At 43.9% G+C, this 18134-nt stretch carries 20 protein-coding genes; 19 read left to right on the top strand and 1 reads right to left on the bottom strand.

Annotated features, from left to right (window positions below; all coding sequences use genetic code 11):
- The first annotated feature begins 105 nt into the window (after window positions 1-105).
- The 10 genes from der to CHH48_RS03445 all read left to right on the top strand — a co-directional run bounded on the left by der (window position 106) and on the right by CHH48_RS03445 (window position 9177).
- Window positions 106-1416 (top strand): ribosome biogenesis GTPase Der, encoded by a 1311-nt coding sequence (gene der, locus CHH48_RS03490; protein ID WP_095217927.1) that lies wholly within the window; start codon window positions 106-108, stop codon window positions 1414-1416.
- A gap of 21 nt (window positions 1417-1437) precedes the next feature.
- Window positions 1438-2475 carry an NAD(P)H-dependent glycerol-3-phosphate dehydrogenase gene (locus CHH48_RS03485; protein ID WP_141230048.1) on the top strand — a complete coding sequence of 346 codons (1038 nt, stop codon included), beginning with the start codon at window positions 1438-1440 and terminating at the stop codon, window positions 2473-2475.
- 57 nt (window positions 2476-2532) lie between these two features.
- Complete coding sequence (locus CHH48_RS03480; RefSeq protein ID WP_095217925.1) at window positions 2533-2793, top strand: stage VI sporulation protein F; 261 nt, start codon at window positions 2533-2535, stop codon at window positions 2791-2793.
- A gap of 337 nt (window positions 2794-3130) precedes the next feature.
- Window positions 3131-4609 (top strand): stage IV sporulation protein A, encoded by a 1479-nt coding sequence (gene spoIVA / locus CHH48_RS03475; RefSeq protein WP_095217924.1) that lies wholly within the window; start codon window positions 3131-3133, stop codon window positions 4607-4609.
- A 226-nt stretch (window positions 4610-4835) separates the two neighbouring features.
- Window positions 4836-5108: an HU family DNA-binding protein gene (locus CHH48_RS03470; RefSeq protein WP_038560918.1), complete on the top strand. Its 273-nt coding sequence runs from the start codon at window positions 4836-4838 to the stop codon at window positions 5106-5108.
- A gap of 150 nt (window positions 5109-5258) precedes the next feature.
- On the top strand, window positions 5259-6041 hold the full coding sequence (locus tag CHH48_RS03465; protein WP_095217923.1) for a heptaprenyl diphosphate synthase component 1: 783 nt from the start codon (window positions 5259-5261) through the stop codon (window positions 6039-6041).
- 2 nt (window positions 6042-6043) lie between these two features.
- Window positions 6044-6763 carry a demethylmenaquinone methyltransferase gene (gene menG, locus CHH48_RS03460; RefSeq protein ID WP_095217922.1) on the top strand — a complete coding sequence of 240 codons (720 nt, stop codon included), beginning with the start codon at window positions 6044-6046 and terminating at the stop codon, window positions 6761-6763.
- Window positions 6764-6798: 35 nt separating this feature from the next.
- Window positions 6799-7770, top strand: coding sequence for a heptaprenyl diphosphate synthase component II (gene hepT / locus CHH48_RS03455; protein WP_095217921.1), 972 nt, complete (start codon window positions 6799-6801; stop codon window positions 7768-7770).
- A 64-nt stretch (window positions 7771-7834) separates the two neighbouring features.
- Complete coding sequence (gene ndk, locus CHH48_RS03450) at window positions 7835-8284, top strand: nucleoside-diphosphate kinase (RefSeq protein WP_038560909.1); 450 nt, start codon at window positions 7835-7837, stop codon at window positions 8282-8284.
- 110 nt (window positions 8285-8394) lie between these two features.
- Entirely contained in the window at window positions 8395-9177 is a 783-nt protein-coding gene (locus tag CHH48_RS03445) for a CheR family methyltransferase (protein WP_095217920.1), read from the top strand.
- Between the two features lie 21 nt (window positions 9178-9198).
- Here CHH48_RS03445 and CHH48_RS03440 read toward each other — a convergent pair whose 3' ends face one another.
- Window positions 9199-9432, bottom strand: a complete 234-nt coding sequence (locus CHH48_RS03440; RefSeq protein WP_095217919.1) for a DUF2798 domain-containing protein — start codon at window positions 9430-9432, stop codon at window positions 9199-9201.
- A gap of 117 nt (window positions 9433-9549) precedes the next feature.
- Here CHH48_RS03440 and CHH48_RS03435 point away from each other — a divergent pair, with 117 nt between their 5' ends.
- From CHH48_RS03435 to CHH48_RS03395, 9 genes are all read left to right on the top strand, one after another.
- Window positions 9550-9843, top strand: a complete 294-nt coding sequence (locus tag CHH48_RS03435; RefSeq protein WP_095217918.1) for a MerR family transcriptional regulator — start codon at window positions 9550-9552, stop codon at window positions 9841-9843.
- A 106-nt stretch (window positions 9844-9949) separates the two neighbouring features.
- Window positions 9950-11116 (top strand): chorismate synthase, encoded by a 1167-nt coding sequence (gene aroC / locus CHH48_RS03430; RefSeq protein ID WP_095217917.1) that lies wholly within the window; start codon window positions 9950-9952, stop codon window positions 11114-11116.
- A complete protein-coding gene (aroB, locus tag CHH48_RS03425; protein ID WP_095218091.1) occupies window positions 11116-12195 on the top strand; it encodes a 3-dehydroquinate synthase in 1080 nt (359 codons plus the stop codon). Before aroC ends, aroB begins: the two co-directional genes overlap by 1 nt.
- Window positions 12192-12566: a chorismate mutase gene (aroH, locus tag CHH48_RS03420; protein WP_095217916.1), complete on the top strand. Its 375-nt coding sequence runs from the start codon at window positions 12192-12194 to the stop codon at window positions 12564-12566. The genes aroB and aroH overlap by 4 nt, the downstream gene beginning before the upstream one ends.
- Window positions 12563-13663, top strand: coding sequence for a histidinol-phosphate transaminase (gene hisC / locus CHH48_RS03415; RefSeq protein WP_095217915.1), 1101 nt, complete (start codon window positions 12563-12565; stop codon window positions 13661-13663). Before aroH ends, hisC begins: the two co-directional genes overlap by 4 nt.
- A 1-nt stretch (window position 13664) precedes the next feature.
- On the top strand, window positions 13665-14762 hold the full coding sequence (locus CHH48_RS03410) for a prephenate dehydrogenase (protein WP_095217914.1): 1098 nt from the start codon (window positions 13665-13667) through the stop codon (window positions 14760-14762).
- A gap of 11 nt (window positions 14763-14773) precedes the next feature.
- On the top strand, window positions 14774-16063 hold the full coding sequence (gene aroA / locus CHH48_RS03405) for a 3-phosphoshikimate 1-carboxyvinyltransferase (RefSeq protein WP_095218090.1): 1290 nt from the start codon (window positions 14774-14776) through the stop codon (window positions 16061-16063).
- 119 nt (window positions 16064-16182) lie between these two features.
- Window positions 16183-17436, top strand: coding sequence for a tetratricopeptide repeat protein (locus tag CHH48_RS03400; protein ID WP_095217913.1), 1254 nt, complete (start codon window positions 16183-16185; stop codon window positions 17434-17436).
- A 44-nt stretch (window positions 17437-17480) separates the two neighbouring features.
- Window positions 17481-18050, top strand: a complete 570-nt coding sequence (locus CHH48_RS03395; RefSeq protein WP_095217912.1) for a ReoY family proteolytic degradation factor — start codon at window positions 17481-17483, stop codon at window positions 18048-18050.
- Window positions 18051-18134: the final 84 nt, after the last annotated feature.

Raw genomic sequence — 18134 nt, 5'->3', positions numbered from 1 at the left:
TGTCGAAAAATATTGTGTCCCTATGATGCTTTTGCTAGAATAAAACAGTTAGGTTGCAACAGAAGAACCAGCACATAAAGGAAAGTAGGAAAGGATGTTCCTTTCATGAGGAAATCAGTAGTTGCCATTGTAGGCAGACCAAACGTAGGAAAATCAACCATATTCAACCGTCTAGCCGGGGAAAGGATCTCCATTGTGGAAGATACACCTGGTGTGACACGTGACAGAATTTATACGGAAGCTGAATGGCTGAACCAGCCGTTTAACATAATTGACACCGGTGGTATCGAAATCGGAGATGCACCATTTCTAGTGGAAATCCGTGAACAGGCGGAACTTGCCATTGCGGAAGCAGATGTCATCATTTTCATGGTGAACGGACGCGAGGGTATCACAGGGGCGGACGAAGAAGTAGCTAAAATTCTATTCCGTTCTAATAAACCAGTTGTACTGGCTGTCAATAAAGTGGACAATCCTGAAATGCGAGATCAGATTTATGAATTTTACAGCCTTGGCTTTGGGGAACCATTCCCGATCTCTGGTACACATGGTTTAGGTCTAGGTGATTTGCTTGACGCAGCTGTCCAGCATTTCCCAGAGCGTGCTGAGATGCAGGAAGATGAAGAGACAATTCATTTCAGCTTGATCGGAAGACCGAATGTCGGTAAATCCTCTCTTGTTAACGCGTTGCTGAATCAAGAGCGTGTAATCGTAAGTGATGTTGCAGGAACGACGCGTGATGCAGTCGATTCATCTTTCACAAGAGAAGATCAAGACTTTGTTATCATCGACACCGCAGGTATGCGAAAACGCGGAAAAGTATATGAAACAACAGAAAAATACAGTATCCTCCGTGCGTTAAAAGCAATTGAACGATCTGATGTCGTCCTTGTGCTTATTAATGCGGAAGAAGGCATCATCGAACAAGATAAAAAAATCGCTGGTTATGCCCATGACGCAGGTAGGGCGGTTGTAATCGTCGTCAATAAATGGGATACGGTCGAATCAGATGAGAAGAAGATGAAAGAATTCGAAGATGAAATTCGGGCGCATTTCCTTTACCTGGATTATGCACCGATCGTCTTTTTATCTGCTAAGACAAAAAAGCGGATACACACACTAATGCCTGCAATTTTGACGGCAAGTGAAAACCACGCGAAACGTATCCAGACAAATGTATTGAATGATGTCATCATGGATGCTTTGGCAATGAATCCAGCTCCGACATACAAAGGCCAGCGTCTAAAAGTGCTTTATGCTACCCAAGTGGCAGTCAAGCCGCCAGCTTTTGCTGTATTCGTCAATGATCCGGAACTGATGCATTTCTCTTATGTTCGTTTCTTGGAGAACAGAATCAGAGAAGCATTTGGATTCACCGGTACACCAATAAAGATTTTCCCTAGAAGAAGATCATAAACAGGGACGAGGAGGATTTATATGACACAACAGATAGCAGCAGTACTCGGTGCCGGCAGCTGGGGAACAGCCCTAGCCATGGTTTTGGCGGACAATGGACATGATGTGAGACTCTGGTCTCATAATCCGAATCAGGTTGCTGAAATTAACGAGAAGCGCCAGAATGAGAAATACCTGCCTGGAGTGACACTACCTGAGGCTATTACTGCTTCTGCGGATATAGAAGAGGCTGTACGTGATGCAGCTGCTGTCATCCTCGTCGTACCTGCAAAAGCAACTCGTGAAGTAGCGGCGAAGCTTGCGGGACACATTCCTGCTGAAGCCGTTATTGCGCACGCTACAAAGGGAATAGAGCCAAAAACAAGTAAACGTGTCTCTCAAATGATCGAGGAAGAACTGGAGCATGTTACACATCGTCCTGTCGTCGTTTTGTCTGGTCCGAGTCATGCAGAGGAAGTAGCGAAAAGACAGCCGACTACGCTAAGTGCCTCTTCTGTCGAAATGGAAGAAGCTAAGAAGGTTCAAGAGCTGTTCATGAATGAAAATTTCCGTGTTTACACCATCACGGATATGGTCGGTGTGGAACTTGGCGGTTCCTTGAAGAATATCATTGCACTTGGAGCAGGTATTTCAGATGGTCTGGGTTATGGGGATAATGCAAAAGCGGCATTGATTACAAGAGGACTCGCTGAAATCGCCCGCCTTGGAACGAAGCTTGGAGCAAATCCGCTCACGTTCATTGGTTTATCCGGTATGGGAGATCTTATTGTGACATGTACGAGTGTCCACAGCCGCAACTGGCGCACTGGTAATATGCTCGGTAAAGGCATGACATTGGATGAAGCACTTGCTCAGATGGGTATGGCTGTAGAAGGTGTTCGAACAACGGAAGCAGTTGCTGAGCTTGCTGATAAAGCTGGTGTTGATATGCCTATCACCAAAGGAATCAACCAGGTACTCTTCCATGGTGCGAAAGCGAAGGACATCGTTGATCAGCTTATGACACGTTTGCCGAAGCATGAAATGGATGATCTTCAAGATGTTCTGAATGCCCGCTAACGTTTTTTCTCTTCTTGCATATACTGTTTCGTAGCTAATCTGCAAGGAGGAATGGACGTGGCAGACTTTCAAAAGAACTTGATTGATCAGATTCAGAAAAAATCGAATGTAAAGGCTGATGATATCTACAAGGTAGCAAACTCTGTTAAAAGTGCGAACTTCCAAGACGAAGCAACGGTGCGTGGTTTGGTGAAGCAATTGGCTGCAATGGCAGGCAAGCCGCTTACACAGGCGAAAGAAGATAAAATCGTCAAAGCGATCATTGGCAACAATATGCCAGCTGATATGAACACACTTAGCAAATTATTCAAAAACTAACTGTGGCAATTGGGCAGAACAACTTACCATTCCTTGCCCTTTACGCATAAACTAACTCGCACCAGCATATTTTTCTAGGTTGCCTTGGGTATATTTAGTCTATTTCAAGAAGAAGCGTCTGCTTCTTCTTTTTTTATTGGCATGAACCCTGAATGCAGTGCATAGATTATCCGCAGAGGGCAATATGCTGTTCGTCCTTTCCTGCAAAACCGCCCTTTAATGCCAGCAGGCAAGGAATCCATTATTTCTAGCATATTTGGATAGGACAACATCATAAACTGCTAGTGTATGTAGCTAAGACTGTCCATGCATCGAAAGTAGATCGGGAGGGGATCTTTTGGAAAGAGTAGATATTTTTAAAGATATCTCGAAACGGACAAACGGCGATATCTACCTTGGGGTGGTAGGGGCCGTCCGAACTGGGAAATCGACTTTTATCAAGAAATTCATGGAATTAGTTGTCCTGCCTAACATGGAGGATGAAGCAGAGCGGGCCCGTGCCCAGGATGAATTGCCGCAAAGTGCAGCAGGCCGGACAATCATGACGACAGAACCGAAATTCGTTCCAAACAACGCTGTCTCCCTTCAAGTGGACGAAGGTCTGGAAGTAAGTGTCCGGGTCGTCGATTGTGTAGGATATACAGTGGCAGGTGCGAAAGGTTTTGAAGACGAGAATGGACCGCGCATGATCAACACACCTTGGTATGAGGAACCTATTCCATTCCATGATGCTGCCGAGATTGGAACGCGTAAAGTGATTCAAGAGCACAGCACCATTGGTGTCGTCGTGACGACAGACGGTTCAATCGGTGAAATTCCACGCACCGACTATGTGGAGCCGGAAGAGCGTGTTGTATCTGAGCTGAAGGAAGTTGGCAAGCCATTTATCATGGTGATCAATTCAGTAACACCGCATAACCAAAACACCGAGCTGCTTCGCCAGGAATTGAGTGAAAAATATGATATCCCAGTACTCGCGATGAGTGTTGAAAGCATGACGGAACATGATGTTTATAACGTGCTGCGTGAGTCGCTGTATGAATTCCCGGTCCTGGAAGTAAACGTCAATTTACCGAGCTGGGTAATGGTGCTCAAGGAAGACCATTGGCTTCGTTCCAATTACCAGGTTGCCATCCAGGAAACGGTCAAAGATATCAAACGCCTTCGTGATGTTGATCGTGTTGTGGGATACTTTGATGAATATGATTATATCGAAAGAGCGAATCTTGCAGGGATGGAACTGGGCGAAGGAGTAGCAGAGATAGATTTACATGCTCCAGATGCTTTGTATGATCAAGTACTGAAAGAGATTGTCGGCGAAGAGATCCGCGGTAAAGATCATCTTCTGCAGCTGATGCAGGATTTCTCTCATGCGAAACGCGAATATGATCAAGTATCCGATGCACTGCATATGGTAAAACAGACAGGCTATGGCATTGCTGCACCAAGTCTTCAGGATATGGCTTTGGATGAACCTGAAATCATTCGTCAAGGCTCCCGCTTCGGTGTTCGGCTGAAGGCTGTCGCGCCAAGTATTCACATGATCAAAGTAGATGTCCATTCCGAATTTGCACCGATCATCGGCACGGAGAAGCAAAGTGAAGAGCTGGTTCGATACTTGATGCAGGACTTCGAGGAAGATCCGCTTTCAATCTGGGATTCAGACATCTTCGGTCGCTCACTTAATAGCATCGTCAGAGAAGGTATTCAAGGTAAGATTAGCTTGATGCCGGAAAATGCCAGATATAAATTGAAAGAAACTCTGGAAAGAATCATTAACGAAGGATCGGGCGGTTTAATAGCGATCATTCTATGAGCGGCAAATGAGCCGCTTTATTTTTTTGTCAAATATTATGCTGTAAAGCGATAAATTTAAGGATTTCTGGCGTTTTGTGTTGAATTATGACGCTAAGTCGTATATTATAAGCGTTGATATCGCAACATGAGCGGTATTGGTAGGTATAAAACCTATCTTTATGGTGAACAAATGATAGCAAATGCTATTGTCTTACTGTTCAAGGTAATGTCAGGGAGGTGTAATTATGAATAAAACAGATCTTATCAATACTGTTGCTGAGAAAAGCGATCTTTCTAAAAAGGATGCTACGAAAGCTGTTGACGCGGTTTTCGATTCAATCATGGATTCTCTTAAACAAGGTGACAAAGTACAATTGATCGGTTTCGGTAACTTCGAAGTACGAGAGCGTGCTGCACGTAAAGGCCGTAACCCGCAGACTGGGAATGAAATCGAAATCCCAGCGAGCAAAGTGCCAGCGTTTAAAGCCGGCAAGGCCCTTAAGGATAACGTGAAGTAATTACATATGGGCTAGGATGAGGGATGCCTGAATACATCAGGCGTCCCTCATTTTTATTTGACAAGCTTACATACAAGACGAATCAGGACATGCTATGTTATAATACTTTTTATACAGTTTGAAATACGAAAAAGGGCGCAGGTGATTGTTTTGTCCTATGCATCCATGGAAGAGCTACACACACTACGAAATAAAATAGAGAAGCGCATGCAGCAGGATTATCTGGACAAGAATACAGAAGCGCCATTCTTGGACGAGAATAAACTGTTGCTATTGCAGACGCTATTTGGTCAAACGAACCTGCCCGATAAGCAGCAGACAGACTATACGATTACCATTATGCTGATCCAGATGGCGCTGGATACGCACGATAAAGTGATTGTTACTACGAAATCCGACGAGACAGCTGATGAACGGAAGAACCGACAGCTGACCGTTTTAGCCGGTACTTATTACAGTGCGCTGTATTATCAGATACTTGCTGGGTTGGAGGACATTGATATGGTGGCCTTATTAGCTACCAGTATCAAGGAAATCAATGAACAGAAGATGTCACTCCATTATGATGCGACAACGTCTGAAGCATTTTTCAAAAAGCTTGGACAGCTGGAGGGCTGCTTGTTCCGAACAGCAGCTTCCCGTTTTATTGATACAGCAAGACTTGATTCGCTGGATGACTATTGCTTGATAAGCAGATTGCAGCAGGAAGTCAGAGAAGGGAAGCAAACGTCTCTTCTCGTGAAGCTTGCTTCAATCATCGAAATGGAAAAGAGCGGACTAACTGTGATGCAAGTGATACAACAGGAGATAGAAGCTGCTAAACGTAGGCTACTAGCAGGGCTGGTTACACTGCCGCCAGCTTTTGCGAAGCTATCCCGTAAGCTGCTGCTTCAGGGGAATCGGCAGGAAGAGTTATTTCTGGAAGAAGGGTAATTATGGCACAAGAAACGAAAGAACAGCGTGTACATCACGTTTTCGAAAAGATATACGATCGCTATGATTTTATGAACTCTGTCATTTCCTTCAGGCGTCACCGTGCTTGGAGACGGAGTGTGATGAAGAAAATGCAGGTACAGCCAGGAGATGCAGCATTAGATGTATGCTGTGGAACTGGTGACTGGTCCTTTTCTCTTGCTAAGGCTGTTGGTCCGAAAGGGCAGGTTACAGGTCTTGATTTCAGCAAGAATATGCTTTCAGTAGCAGAAAAGAAAAACACGGAAAAGTCAGTTGAGCAGTTATCGTTCACTTGGGGAAATGCGATGGAGCTGCCGTTTGAGGATAATTCTTTTGATTTCGTGACCATCGGCTTCGGCCTGCGGAATGTTCCTGATTATCTCCAAGTACTGAAGGAGATGTATCGAGTTGTCAAGCCTGGTGGCAAAGTGGTTTGTCTGGAAACATCCCAGCCGACAATGTTCGGTTTCAAACAAGTATATTATTTTTATTTCAAACGAATCATGCCAGTTTTAGGTAAGCTTCTGGCGAAAAGTTATGATGAGTACAGCTGGCTGCAGGAGTCTGCAAAGGATTTTCCGGGCAAGAAGGAGCTTCGCGGACTTTTCCAGCAAGCCGGACTGACGAATGTGAAGATTAAGACATATACAGGCGGCGTAGCAGCTATGCATATGGGAGAAAAGCCGGCGGTCAGGGACTGACTGGTAATATGTCTGGACGGATGAAGGTGACATGAATGAAATTACCGATGATCTACTCATATATAAAAAAGGACTTGGACAGAATCGAAGATGCGATGACCAACACGATTCGCGCAGAGCATCCTGTCCTGGAGGATGCGTCGGTACAGCTTCTCCGTGCTGGCGGCAAGCGGATACGGCCGGTTTTCGTTTTACTGAGCGGTAAGTTTGGCACGTATGAACTGCCCCGGATACAAACGGTGGCCGTCGCACTCGAATTAATCCATATGGCTTCGCTTGTCCATGATGATGTTATTGACGATGCGGAACTCCGTCGAGGAAAACCGACCGTAAAGGCGAAATGGGACAATAAAGTGGCCATGTATGCAGGTGATTATATCTTCGCTCGTTCCCTGGAATACCTTTCTAAGTTGGAAGAGCCAAGGGCACACCAGATTCTTGCTCATACGATTGTCGAGCTGTGTGTCGGTGAAGTGGAACAGATTCGTGATAAATATCGGATTGAGCAGCACTTGAAGGATTATCTTCGACGCATACGCCGTAAGACAGCGATTCTCATCGCAGCAAGTGCCCGGCTCGGCGCGATTGCATCCGGTGCACCGCGCGAGCATGAGCGCGCTTTGTACCGGTATGGGTACTATGTGGGGATGAGCTATCAGATCATTGATGATGTGCTTGATTTCACTGCATCCGAAGCTGATTTGGGCAAGCCTGCCGGAGGCGATTTACTGCAGGGGAATATGACACTTCCTGCTTTATTGGCATGCGAAGATCGCTTCTTTAAAGAGCGGCTTACGCAAGCATTTCGCAATCCCGAAGCTTTGGATCAGGAAACTTTGCAACCATTTATCCAGCACATTAAAACTTCAGACAGCATCAAGCGATCGTTGGAAATCAGTGACCGCTACTTACAGAAAGCATATCAGGAATTGGATAAATTGCCGCCAACAAGAGATCGTAATACACTGAAACAAATTGCTAGACATATAGGTAAGCGCAGCTCCTGATTGTAAAACGCTTACATTACTGGTATGATGACAGTAAAGTTCATAAAAGGGAGCTAGAATTAGTATGGAAAAGACATTTTTGATGGTTAAGCCGGATGGCGTACAACGTGGATTGATTGGTGAAATCGTAACAAGATTTGAAAAGAAGGGCTTAAAGCTTCTGGCAGGCAAGATAATGGTTGTGACAGAAGAGCAAGCGAAGACGCATTACATAGAACATGAAAGCAAACCCTTCTTCGGTTCGTTAATCAGCTACATTACATCCGGTCCGGTATTTGCAATGGTTTGGGAAGGCAAGGATAGTGTCGCACTGACAAGAAGTATGATTGGGGCGACTAAACCAACAGATGCAGCACCAGGTACGATCAGAGGCGATTACGCAGTTGAAATGAGCCGTAACCTTATCCATGGTTCTGACAGTGTGGAAAGTGCTGAACGTGAAATCGCAAATATGTTTAAAGCCGATGAACTTGTTTCTTATGAACAAGCAACAGCGAAATGGTTATATGAATAATTGAAAAATGCAGGCAAACGTGCCTGCATTTTTTTTGTTATTTTCTTCTACCAACAAACCTATATATGCAGTAAAATAGAACTAGATACATATAGACAGGGGAACATGACGTGGCAACAGATTATGATTACTTTGTACAGCAAATCAAAACAAATACGGGTATCGATTTATCTCAATATAAAGAAGCACAGATGCTAAGGCGTTTGACGACTCTTCGGGAAAAGAGAGGCTTTAAAGATTTTAAGGCATATTTCCATGCAATTAACGGTGACGCAGCTCTAATGGAGGAGTTCCTTGATCGTATGACCATTAATGTTTCTGAATTCTACCGTAACTATCAGCGATGGGAAGTGTTAGAGCGACGCATCCTTCCTGATCTGCTTAAGAAGAAGAAGCCGCTGAAGATATGGAGTGCTGCTTGCTCTACTGGCGAAGAACCCTACACATTAGCTATCCTTCTGGATCGTTATGCGAAAGGAACTTCCTACACAATTCACGCAACCGACTTGGATCAGCGCGTACTGGAAACCGCTAAGGTTGGTAAGTATAACGAAAGGGCATTGAAAGAAATGCCAGCGGCAATTAAATCCACTTATTTCAACCAAGACGGATCTGTATTCCAAATAAAAGATGAATTGAAGCAGCATATCCAATTCAAACAGCATAATTTGCTGGCAGATGCTTATGATACGAACTACGATTTGATTATTTGCCGGAATGTTCTTATTTATTTTACAGAAGAAGCGAAGGCAGATATCTATCATAAATTTAGTAAATCACTGGCACATAATAGTTATCTTTTTGTCGGAAGTACTGAGCAGATATTTAACCCAAACGTTTATGGCTTAGGAGCAGTCGATACATTCTTCTATCAAAAACAAAAAACAGACTAGGATACTTCCTAGTCTGTTTTCCTATTCTTTGATGCGTATTATCTTCGATACATGTCGATTGACGAATGCTGGAAGAAAGAAAGAAATGGCAAATACTAAAGAAAAAGCGATAATCCATGCGCGCAGCCAGTTCGAAAACTGGAATGCATGTAATCCTGAATTAACAGCTGTTAATGTGAAAGATATGATAGCGGTCATAATGGCAGCAGTGACAGCACTGCAAAGAACGCGGTGAATTTTCGAATTGACAATCATGTTCGTGCTCCTTCTTGTAACTAATCTCCAATAATTATATATTATCTTCAAAAGTTGTCAAATGAACTAAATGACGTATAATGAGGCTAAAGCTGCAAGGAGGGGGCAGAATTCTGAATGGATGAAATTGATTATGAATTGCTTTTGCAGATGGCAGTAACAATTGGAGACGCAGCTAGAATTACTGATATCCCTATAAGGAAGCTTAGATACTGGGAAGATAAAGGTTATATCGATAGTGTAGAGGAAAAGACCAATACTACTAGACGATTCGATTATTATATGATCAAGAAAATTATTCTTATGAAGGAATTGCTAGAAGACGGTTATACTGTGGAAGCTGCCTCTAACAAAGCGGAAGCCCGTCTTAGCACTCTGCGTCATGTATTCGATGAACACAGCAGAAAATAATGATAAGATACAGCTCGAAAATATTGTCAGAATAGTTCCCACTTAAGAAACAAGTTATGTTATAGTAAATAAAATTACAAAGAACAGAGACAACGGAGGAATATACATGCGCTACTTAACTGCAGGTGAATCACATGGTAAACAGCTTACAACAATTGTAGAAGGTGTTCCTTCCTATTTACCGTTGACTACCGAAGACATCAACGAATCCTTGCTTGAAAGACAAAAAGGCCATGGCCGAGGCAAGCGAATGCAGATTGAAAAAGATTTGGTCGACATTGTAGGCGGTGTCCGTCATGGATATACACTAGGTTCGCCTATCGCACTTGTTATACATAATGATGATTTCAAGCACTGGATTGATGTAATGGGTGAGGATCCAGTCGAAGATCCTCAAGCTGTCCGTCGTATCGTTTCACGTCCGAGACCCGGACATGCAGATTTAAATGGAGCCTTAAAATACGGCCATCGCGACATGCGGAATGTACTGGAGCGTTCATCGGCTCGTGAAACAGCAGCGCGCGTTGCAGCTGGTGCTGTAGCTAAAAAACTCCTAGCTGAATTGGATATCAATATTGTCGGCTATACAAAAGAAATCGCCGGCATTAAAGCAGTTGAGTTTCCTGATTATACATATGAAGAAAGAGACAATAAATCGAAGGCATCGTCTGTACGGTGCCTTGATCCACAAGCTGCAGAACAAATGGTAAATGCGATTGATCAAGCAAAGAAAGACGGAGATTCTATTGGCGGTGTCGTGGAAGTCTTTGTAGAAGGACTGCCAGCAGGCATCGGTTCTTATGTTCACTATGACCGGAAGCTTGATGGACGTATTGCAGGAGCTGTAGCGAGCATCAATGCATTCAAAGGTGTTGAATTCGGAATCGGCTTTGAAGCAGCCAGACTGCCAGGCAGCCAAGTGCATGATGAAATTGCATGGGACAAAGAACATGGCTATTACCGCAAAACGAACCGTCTAGGTGGATTGGAAGGCGGTATGACAACAGGTATGCCACTAGTTGTCAAAGGTGTTATGAAACCGATCCCTACTCTTTATAAACCGCTTCAGAGCGTGGATATAGAAACGAAGGAGCCGTTCAATGCGAGTATCGAACGTTCAGATAGCTGTGCCGTTCCGGCAGCAGCTCTAGTAATGGAGCATGTAGTCGCATTCGAGATTGCAAAAGCGATCTTGGAACAATTTCCTCATGATCAGTTTCCAAAGCTTCAAGAAGCGATAAAAAATTACCGAGAAGAAATCCGGGTGTTTTGATGGAACAGATTACAGTAAAAGCGAGTCAGTCTAGTTACAAAGTTTCTGTAGGCGCAGGTATCAGACATAAATTGTCTGAACTCCTGCCCAAGTCCTATCAAAATGTATTTGTAATAAGCGATACGAGCATTGCTCCTCATTATCTGGATGATTATGTATCCTCACTTCTGCCGGATGCAAAGATTACAAAGAAAATCATCGAGCCAGGGGAAGCAGCGAAAAGTAAGGACATGTATTTCGACATATTGGATAGTATGTTCGAGGCAGAACTTGATCGAAAAGCGCTTGTTCTTGCTTTAGGTGGAGGCGTTATCGGTGACTTGGCTGGGTTTGTGGCAAGTACATATATGCGAGGAATCGATTTCGTTCAGCTGCCGACAACCATCCTTGCCCATGATTCGAGTGTCGGTGGTAAAGTTGCGATCAACCATGAAACTGGTAAAAATCTGATTGGGAGCTTCTATCCTCCTGTTGCTGTCGTCTACGATGTTGACACTATTACCACACTTCCGGAAAAGGAAGTGCGAAGTGGCTATGCTGAGCTGATAAAGGAAGCTTATATCGGAAACGCTGATTTCCTTAGCCAGCTGCTTGAACGAAAAAAACTCGACAAAGAAAATGAGGAACAGCTGATCGAGGATCTATCTCTAGGAATCCGGGTGAAAACGAAAATCGTTGAGGCGGATGAAAAAGAAAATGACCTGCGCAAGTTTCTGAACTTAGGTCATACACTTGGTCACGCTATTGAAGCTGAGGCAGGCTATGGCACATTCACTCACGGTGAAGCAGTCGCGATCGGAATGCTGTTTGCTTTGGAACTGAGTGAGAGAAGATTCGGAGCTGATTTGCGTTTAGGTGAATTCCGCAGCTGGATGGAACGAAACGATTATCCTATGCACTTACCTGATCTTTCTGCAGAAAGACTTGTCATAAGAATGCAAATGGATAAGAAATCGGAGAACAAGGAAGTCCATATGGTGCTGCTTCGGGAAATTGGAGATCCGGTGACGGAAAAAGTCGATCATGACACGCTTCATAATGCTGTCACATCGTTTCTTGAGAGGATGAGGAGAGCATGATACGAGGTTTCAGAGGAGCTACAACTGTAACAGAGAACGAAGAAAAGCAAATTATTGAAGCTACTGCGGCAATGCTGGATGAAATGGTCTCCAAGAATGCTATAGTTCCAGAGGATGTTGTCCAAGTACTCATTTCGGCAACTCCCGATTTGACAAAAACATTCCCGGCAAAAGCATTGCGAGTTTTTCGTGAGGATTGGACATACGTACCTGTTATGTGTATGCAGGAGCTTTCAATCGAAGGCGGCTTGCCAAAATGCATCCGCGTGATGCTGACAGCACGCACTGACTTGGCGCAGCAGGACATTCATCACGTTTATCATGAGGAAGCAATTAAGTTACGTCCCGACTTAAAGGAGGAGCATCAATGAGAGCAAAACAGATTTTGAATGAATTGACAGCTTACAAACCAGGAAAACCGATGGAAGAGGTTCGGAAAGAATTTGGATTGGACCGAATCGTTAAACTCGCATCTAATGAAAATCCATACGGCTTTTCAGCTAAGGTAAAAGAGGCTTTGCCGACATTCGCTGATGAACAGGAGATTTATCCGGATGGATATGGTACAGCGTTGAAGGAAAAATTGGCGAAGCGTTTTAATGTTGGCTTAGATCAACTTGTTCTCGGAGCAGGCTCTGATGAGATTATTATGATGCTTTGCCGTACTTTCCTTGCGCCCGGCCTGAACACTGTTATGGCGCATCCTTCTTTCTCTCAATACCCTCATCATGCCTTGATTGAAGGAGCAGAGGTCCGAGCTATTGAAACGAAGAACGGATTCCACGACCTTCCAGCAATGCTAGAAGCAATTGATGAGAAAACAGGGATTGTTTGGCTATGTACACCAAACAATCCAACAGGAAACCATATTGCCAAAGCTGACTTTGAAAACTTCCTTCGCCAAGTTCCGAAAGAGGTTCTGGTAGTTGCGGATGAGGCTTATGTCGATTTTCTGGAAACAGATGACTACTTTGATACACTAGCTGCTTTGAGCGATTATCCGAATCTAATAACGCTCCGTACTTTTTCTAAAGCGTATGGACTTGCTGCATTGCGTGTTGGGTACGGAATCGGTCATCCGGAAGTTATCCACAAGATTAACGTTGTAAGAAGTCCGTTCAATAATACGACAATTGCACAAAAAGCAGCGATTGTAGCACTTGACGACCAGGAGTTCATCAAGGATTCCATCGCAAAAAATAACCAAGTGAAGCATAGCTTCCTAGCATTCTGTGATGCTCACCAAATCAAATATTATGAATCTCATACAAACTTTGTTTTGATATACGATCTACCTGTTAGTGGAGATGCTGTCTTCCAGCATATGCTTTCTAAAGGCTTCATCATCCGTTCCGGCGATGCCCTTGGTATTCCGAACAGCGTCCGAATTACAATCGGTAATGAGCAAGACATGACAGAATTCACTGTATTGCTTGATCAATTCCTGACTAGCGTGAAAGAAAGCTAAGATGGAGACGGTCGTTATCGCGGGACTAGGTTTGATCGGCGGCTCGCTTGCCCGTAATATCCAAATGCACAAGCAAGTTCATCTTATAGGAGTAGATCAAAGGGAAAGTACCCTTGAGTATGCCTTAAAGCATGAAATCATTGATGAAGCGTCGTCTTCTTTCCAAGAAGCTGCACATAAGGCAGATATAATTATACTTGCTGCCCCAGTTTCCAAATCTGTAGAGCTGCTCCAAGAACTTGATAACATGAAGCTTGAAAAAGACGTGCTTGTAACGGATGTTTCTTCGGTTAAAGGACCGATCTTCCAGCAGGCTGCGTCACTACAGTCCGACAAAGTTTTTTTCGTAGGCGGCCACCCAATGGCAGGTTCCCATAAACACGGAATTGAGGCTTCAAAAGCTCATTTGTTTGAGAATGCCATTTATGTTCTGACACCTGTCCAGCGGGCTAAAGAAAGCGATATTAAGCGGGTGGAAAACCTGCTTGATGGTACGAAAAGCACCTTTATCACATTATCTGCAGAAGAGCATGATGAGATGACAGGAGTTGTTTCTCATTTCCCTCATTTGATTGCATCTGCTTTAGTACAGCAGGCAAAGAAATGGGAAGCCAAACATAGTTTCTTGCCGAAGCTCGCTGCGGGAGGATTCCGTGACATTACCCGGATTGCCTCGAGCAATCCCGGTATGTGGCAAGACATCTTCTTTCAGAACAAAGAAAAGATGGGGATCCTGCTTGACGACTGGATAGAGGAAATGCAGGCTTTCCGAAAGCTTTTAGCAGAAGATCAGGGACAGCAGATTCATACCTATTTGGAAGAAGCGAAGCAATATCGTGACGGCTTGGAACCTCGGAAAAAAGGAGCAATCCCAGGCTACTACGATTTGTATGTCGATATAACTGATAGGCCAGGGGCATTGCAAAAAGTACTCACCATTGTCGCCGATGCAGGTTTGAGTATCGTAAATATCCATATACTCGAGCTTCGTGAGGGGCTGACAGGTGTTCTTCGCCTCAGCTTTTCAGAGCAAAAAATCCAGCTGAAGGCTAAAGGCGTACTGGAAGTTTTCGGCTATGAAGTCAAGATAGAAGATTGAAGGTGAAAGCAGTGACAGATGTACGACTACAACCGACAGCGAAGGGACTTTCCGGATCAATTACAGTTCCGGGCGATAAATCGGTTTCTCACCGAAGCATCATTTTTGGGGCTTTGGCCAAAGGAAAAACTACTGTCCGTCATTTCTTGACTGGAGAGGATTGTCTTCGAACGATAGATGCTTTCCGGGCGCTCGGCGTTTCGATTGAGCAGGGCGGTGACACCGTTATCATCGATAGCGCGGGAAAAGACAGCTTCAAAGAACCAACCGTTCCGATTTACTTTGGAAATTCTGGAACAACAGCTCGGCTTCTGCTCGGTGTTTTTGCAGCCTTGCCATTTCATATAACAGTATATGGAGATGCATCACTTACCAAACGGCCGATGGATCGAGTTGTTATTCCTTTGCGTCAGATGGGTGCGAAAATTAATGGACGGGAACAAGGAAAGTACTTGCCGTTGGCCATTGATGGACAAAAGCTCTCTGCTCTTACATATCATACACCAGTCAAAAGTGCACAAGTGAAATCTGCTTTGCTGCTTGGAGGTTTGTTAGCGGATGGCGAAACGCGGATTTCAGAAGATGTCAAGACAAGGGATCATACCGAACAGATGCTTGAAAGCTTTGGAGCAAGTATTGATGTAGCAGGAACGACTGTCGCGGTTCAAGGCGGTCAGCAGCTCGTTGCTACAGATGTCTATGTTCCCGGAGATATTTCCTCGGCTGCTTTCTTCCTCGTTGCCGCATGTCTCGTGCCCGGAAGTGAAGTCGTACTAACGAATACTGGTTTGAACGACACACGTACAGGTATTTTGGATGTGCTGAAGCAAATGGGTGCCGATATGGAAATAAATGAGCATGATATTCAGGCTGGAGAGCGAATCGGAGATATCACGATACGATATCGTCCTTTGAAAAGTACAGAGATTGGCGGGGACATTATCCCTCGGCTTATCGATGAGCTGCCAATCTTGGCATTACTGGCAACTCAGGCTGATGGGGAAACAATCATTAAAGACGCGGAGGAACTTCGGTACAAGGAAACGGATCGCATCGAAGCAATTGCAGCTACACTGCGGAGCTTTGGTGCAGAAGTGGAATCAACGCCGGATGGGATAAGAATTCCTGGAAATCAATCTCTTAAAGGTGCAACTGCTGATTCTTTCGGTGATCACCGGATTGGAATGATGATTGCTATTGCGAGTTTGATTGCAAAAGGGGAAACAATTCTTGGTGATGCAGATAGCATCAATATCTCTTACCCTACATTTTTTGAGGATCTCCGTGCACTGCAAAATTGAATATGTCTGATTCCCAACCGGGAATCAGACTTTTTTGCTGTTCTAAAGCTATTGCTTTAGGTTACACTGAAGACAGATGGAAAAGCCGAGAGGCGTGTAAATAGAAGGAAGTGTTAAAAATGGAAGAAATAAGAAAAGCAATAACGCATATGGAAAATGATCAGCCGCAAGAAGCAGTAGATACATTGGAGGCTTATTTACCAGGTGCCAATGAAGAAGAAAAGTTTACGATAGCTGAATTATATATGCAATGGGGTATGCATGAAGAAGCAAAAGCAGTCCTGCTTCAGCTTGAGCAAATGTTCCCGGATGAGATGGAGCTTAAAATGATGCTAGCTGAGCTTTTCATTGATTTGAATGAAGATCAGGAAGCAATTGATAAGCTTGATCAAATTGTGGAGGATGAGGACTATTTTGTCCCAGCTCAGATGCAGCTTGCTGATTTGTATGAAGCGCAAGGGTTATTTGAAGTAGCAGAGCAAAAACTGTTGGCAGCAAAGCGATTCGATCCTTCCGAGCCAGTCATCGATTTGGCGTTAGGGGAGCTTGCTTTATCGACTGCTTCTTATTTAAAAGCAATCACTTATTATGAAAAAGTTTACGAAAAGCAGCCTGTCATGGGTGATATCGATATCGCACTTCGCCTCGCGGAAGCTTATGCAGCTACAGGTGAATTCGAGAAAGCATTGACTTACTATCAGGAAACAGACGTTAATGACGTGGAACAGCTGTTCAGCTTCGGCTTTACTGCCTTCAAGCTATCCAGATACGATATTGCCATCAGTACTTGGGAAAAGCTCCTCAAAGAGGAAGCGGACTATCTTTCTGTCTATGAGTATCTTGCTAAAGCCTATGAAGAAGAGGGTTTGACGGAAAAGGCATTCGAAACTGCTGAAAAAGGATTGTCGTTGGATGAGTACAATCAGAAACTCTATTTCACTGCAGGCCGTCTTGCCAGACAGCTCGGTAAAAATGATCGCAGCTATTTCCTGATTCGTCATGCGATTGCGCTCGACCCAGGGTATAAAGAAGCGATACTCTATTTGATTGAGAATTTCAAGCTGGATGAAGACCACGATGCAATCATCGAGTTATTGACGCATATCTTGGAAACAGATGAAGAAGATGCAGCATACCGTTGGGAGCTTGCACGTGCCTATAATGAAACTGAAAGCTTTGATGAGGCATTAAAGGCATACGGGGAAGCATATACTAACTTCAAAGATGATAGCGATTTTCTAAAAGAATATGGATATTTCCTATTGGAAGAAGGGAGGATGCAAGAGGCTGTCGAAATACTAAAAGAGTATCTTCGTCTGGAGCCATCAGATATCGAAGTAGAAGAGAATATCAACCGGCTCTTGTCTCAATAAATGCATTGAATTGAAATCATTTCGCTTTCTGGGAGGGGGCACATATGAATATTTCCGTTACCATGCAGGATAAGAAGACGTTCATTCGCTGGTTCTTAGATAATTACCAATTGAAGCGCAGGGAAAGTGTCTGGATCTTGAACTACTTGATCAATCATGATTCGTTTCTTGATAATGTGCATTTCATCCGTGAAGCAAGGTTCAGTCCCAGAGGAATCATCATATCCGCCCATTGTTCCGAAGAAGTACCGTTCCGCTTTTACAAGGACAACATCGTTACAACAGATGCAGAGAAATCATTCCATGATATTCGTATGAACAAGAAAGACCCGGTCTATATTCAACTCAATTTCAAGAACTCCCATCAAAGCATGGAGTATGTTGCAGTTCTGGAAGACAATCCTTTCTTGCCGGAAGATCATTACGTGACAAAAGAGGACCGGCAGCTGGCAACGAAGCTTCTGGATGCTTCGCATTATCAATACAAGAAGAAGAAGCTGCAAGAAGCAATTGATTTGGCTCTTGATAAGAGGGATGAAGGTAAATTTCAGTTGCTGAGCAGGGCGATGCGTCAATTAAAAGAAGAGGCCGAAGATAAAATTGAAAACACATAAATAGATGCGCTTTAACAGCGCATCTATTTTTTATCTTTCTTGTTAAAAGTATCAATAGAAAAGAAGGTTTCTGCTAAAATAAAG

The sequence above is a fragment of the Terribacillus saccharophilus genome, from assembly GCF_002272075.1.
In the GTDB taxonomy this organism is placed as follows: Bacteria; Bacillota; Bacilli; order Bacillales; family Amphibacillaceae; genus Terribacillus; species Terribacillus saccharophilus_A.
The sequence above is the reverse complement of the archived record's forward strand: the minus strand, read 5'-3'. Positions and strand labels throughout refer to the sequence as shown.

Bases quoted from the DNA above. Each gene is read 5' to 3' on its own strand.
- der (WP_095217927.1), top strand. From the start codon at position 106: ATGAGGAAATCAGTAGTTGCCATTGTAGGCAGACCAAACGTAGGAAAA.
- CHH48_RS03485 (WP_141230048.1), top strand. From the start codon at position 1,438: ATGACACAACAGATAGCAGCAGTACTCGGTGCCGGCAGCTGGGGAACA.
- CHH48_RS03470 (WP_038560918.1), top strand. From the start codon at position 4,836: ATGAATAAAACAGATCTTATCAATACTGTTGCTGAGAAAAGCGATCTT.
- menG (WP_095217922.1), top strand. From the start codon at position 6,044: ATGGCACAAGAAACGAAAGAACAGCGTGTACATCACGTTTTCGAAAAG.
- hepT (WP_095217921.1), top strand. From the start codon at position 6,799: ATGAAATTACCGATGATCTACTCATATATAAAAAAGGACTTGGACAGA.
- ndk (WP_038560909.1), top strand. From the start codon at position 7,835: ATGGAAAAGACATTTTTGATGGTTAAGCCGGATGGCGTACAACGTGGA.
- CHH48_RS03440 (WP_095217919.1), bottom strand. From the start codon at position 9,432: ATGATTGTCAATTCGAAAATTCACCGCGTTCTTTGCAGTGCTGTCACT.
- CHH48_RS03435 (WP_095217918.1), top strand. From the start codon at position 9,550: ATGGATGAAATTGATTATGAATTGCTTTTGCAGATGGCAGTAACAATT.
- aroC (WP_095217917.1), top strand. From the start codon at position 9,950: ATGCGCTACTTAACTGCAGGTGAATCACATGGTAAACAGCTTACAACA.
- aroB (WP_095218091.1), top strand. From the start codon at position 11,116: ATGGAACAGATTACAGTAAAAGCGAGTCAGTCTAGTTACAAAGTTTCT.
- aroH (WP_095217916.1), top strand. From the start codon at position 12,192: ATGATACGAGGTTTCAGAGGAGCTACAACTGTAACAGAGAACGAAGAA.
- hisC (WP_095217915.1), top strand. From the start codon at position 12,563: ATGAGAGCAAAACAGATTTTGAATGAATTGACAGCTTACAAACCAGGA.
- CHH48_RS03410 (WP_095217914.1), top strand. From the start codon at position 13,665: ATGGAGACGGTCGTTATCGCGGGACTAGGTTTGATCGGCGGCTCGCTT.
- CHH48_RS03400 (WP_095217913.1), top strand. From the start codon at position 16,183: ATGGAAGAAATAAGAAAAGCAATAACGCATATGGAAAATGATCAGCCG.
- CHH48_RS03395 (WP_095217912.1), top strand. From the start codon at position 17,481: ATGAATATTTCCGTTACCATGCAGGATAAGAAGACGTTCATTCGCTGG.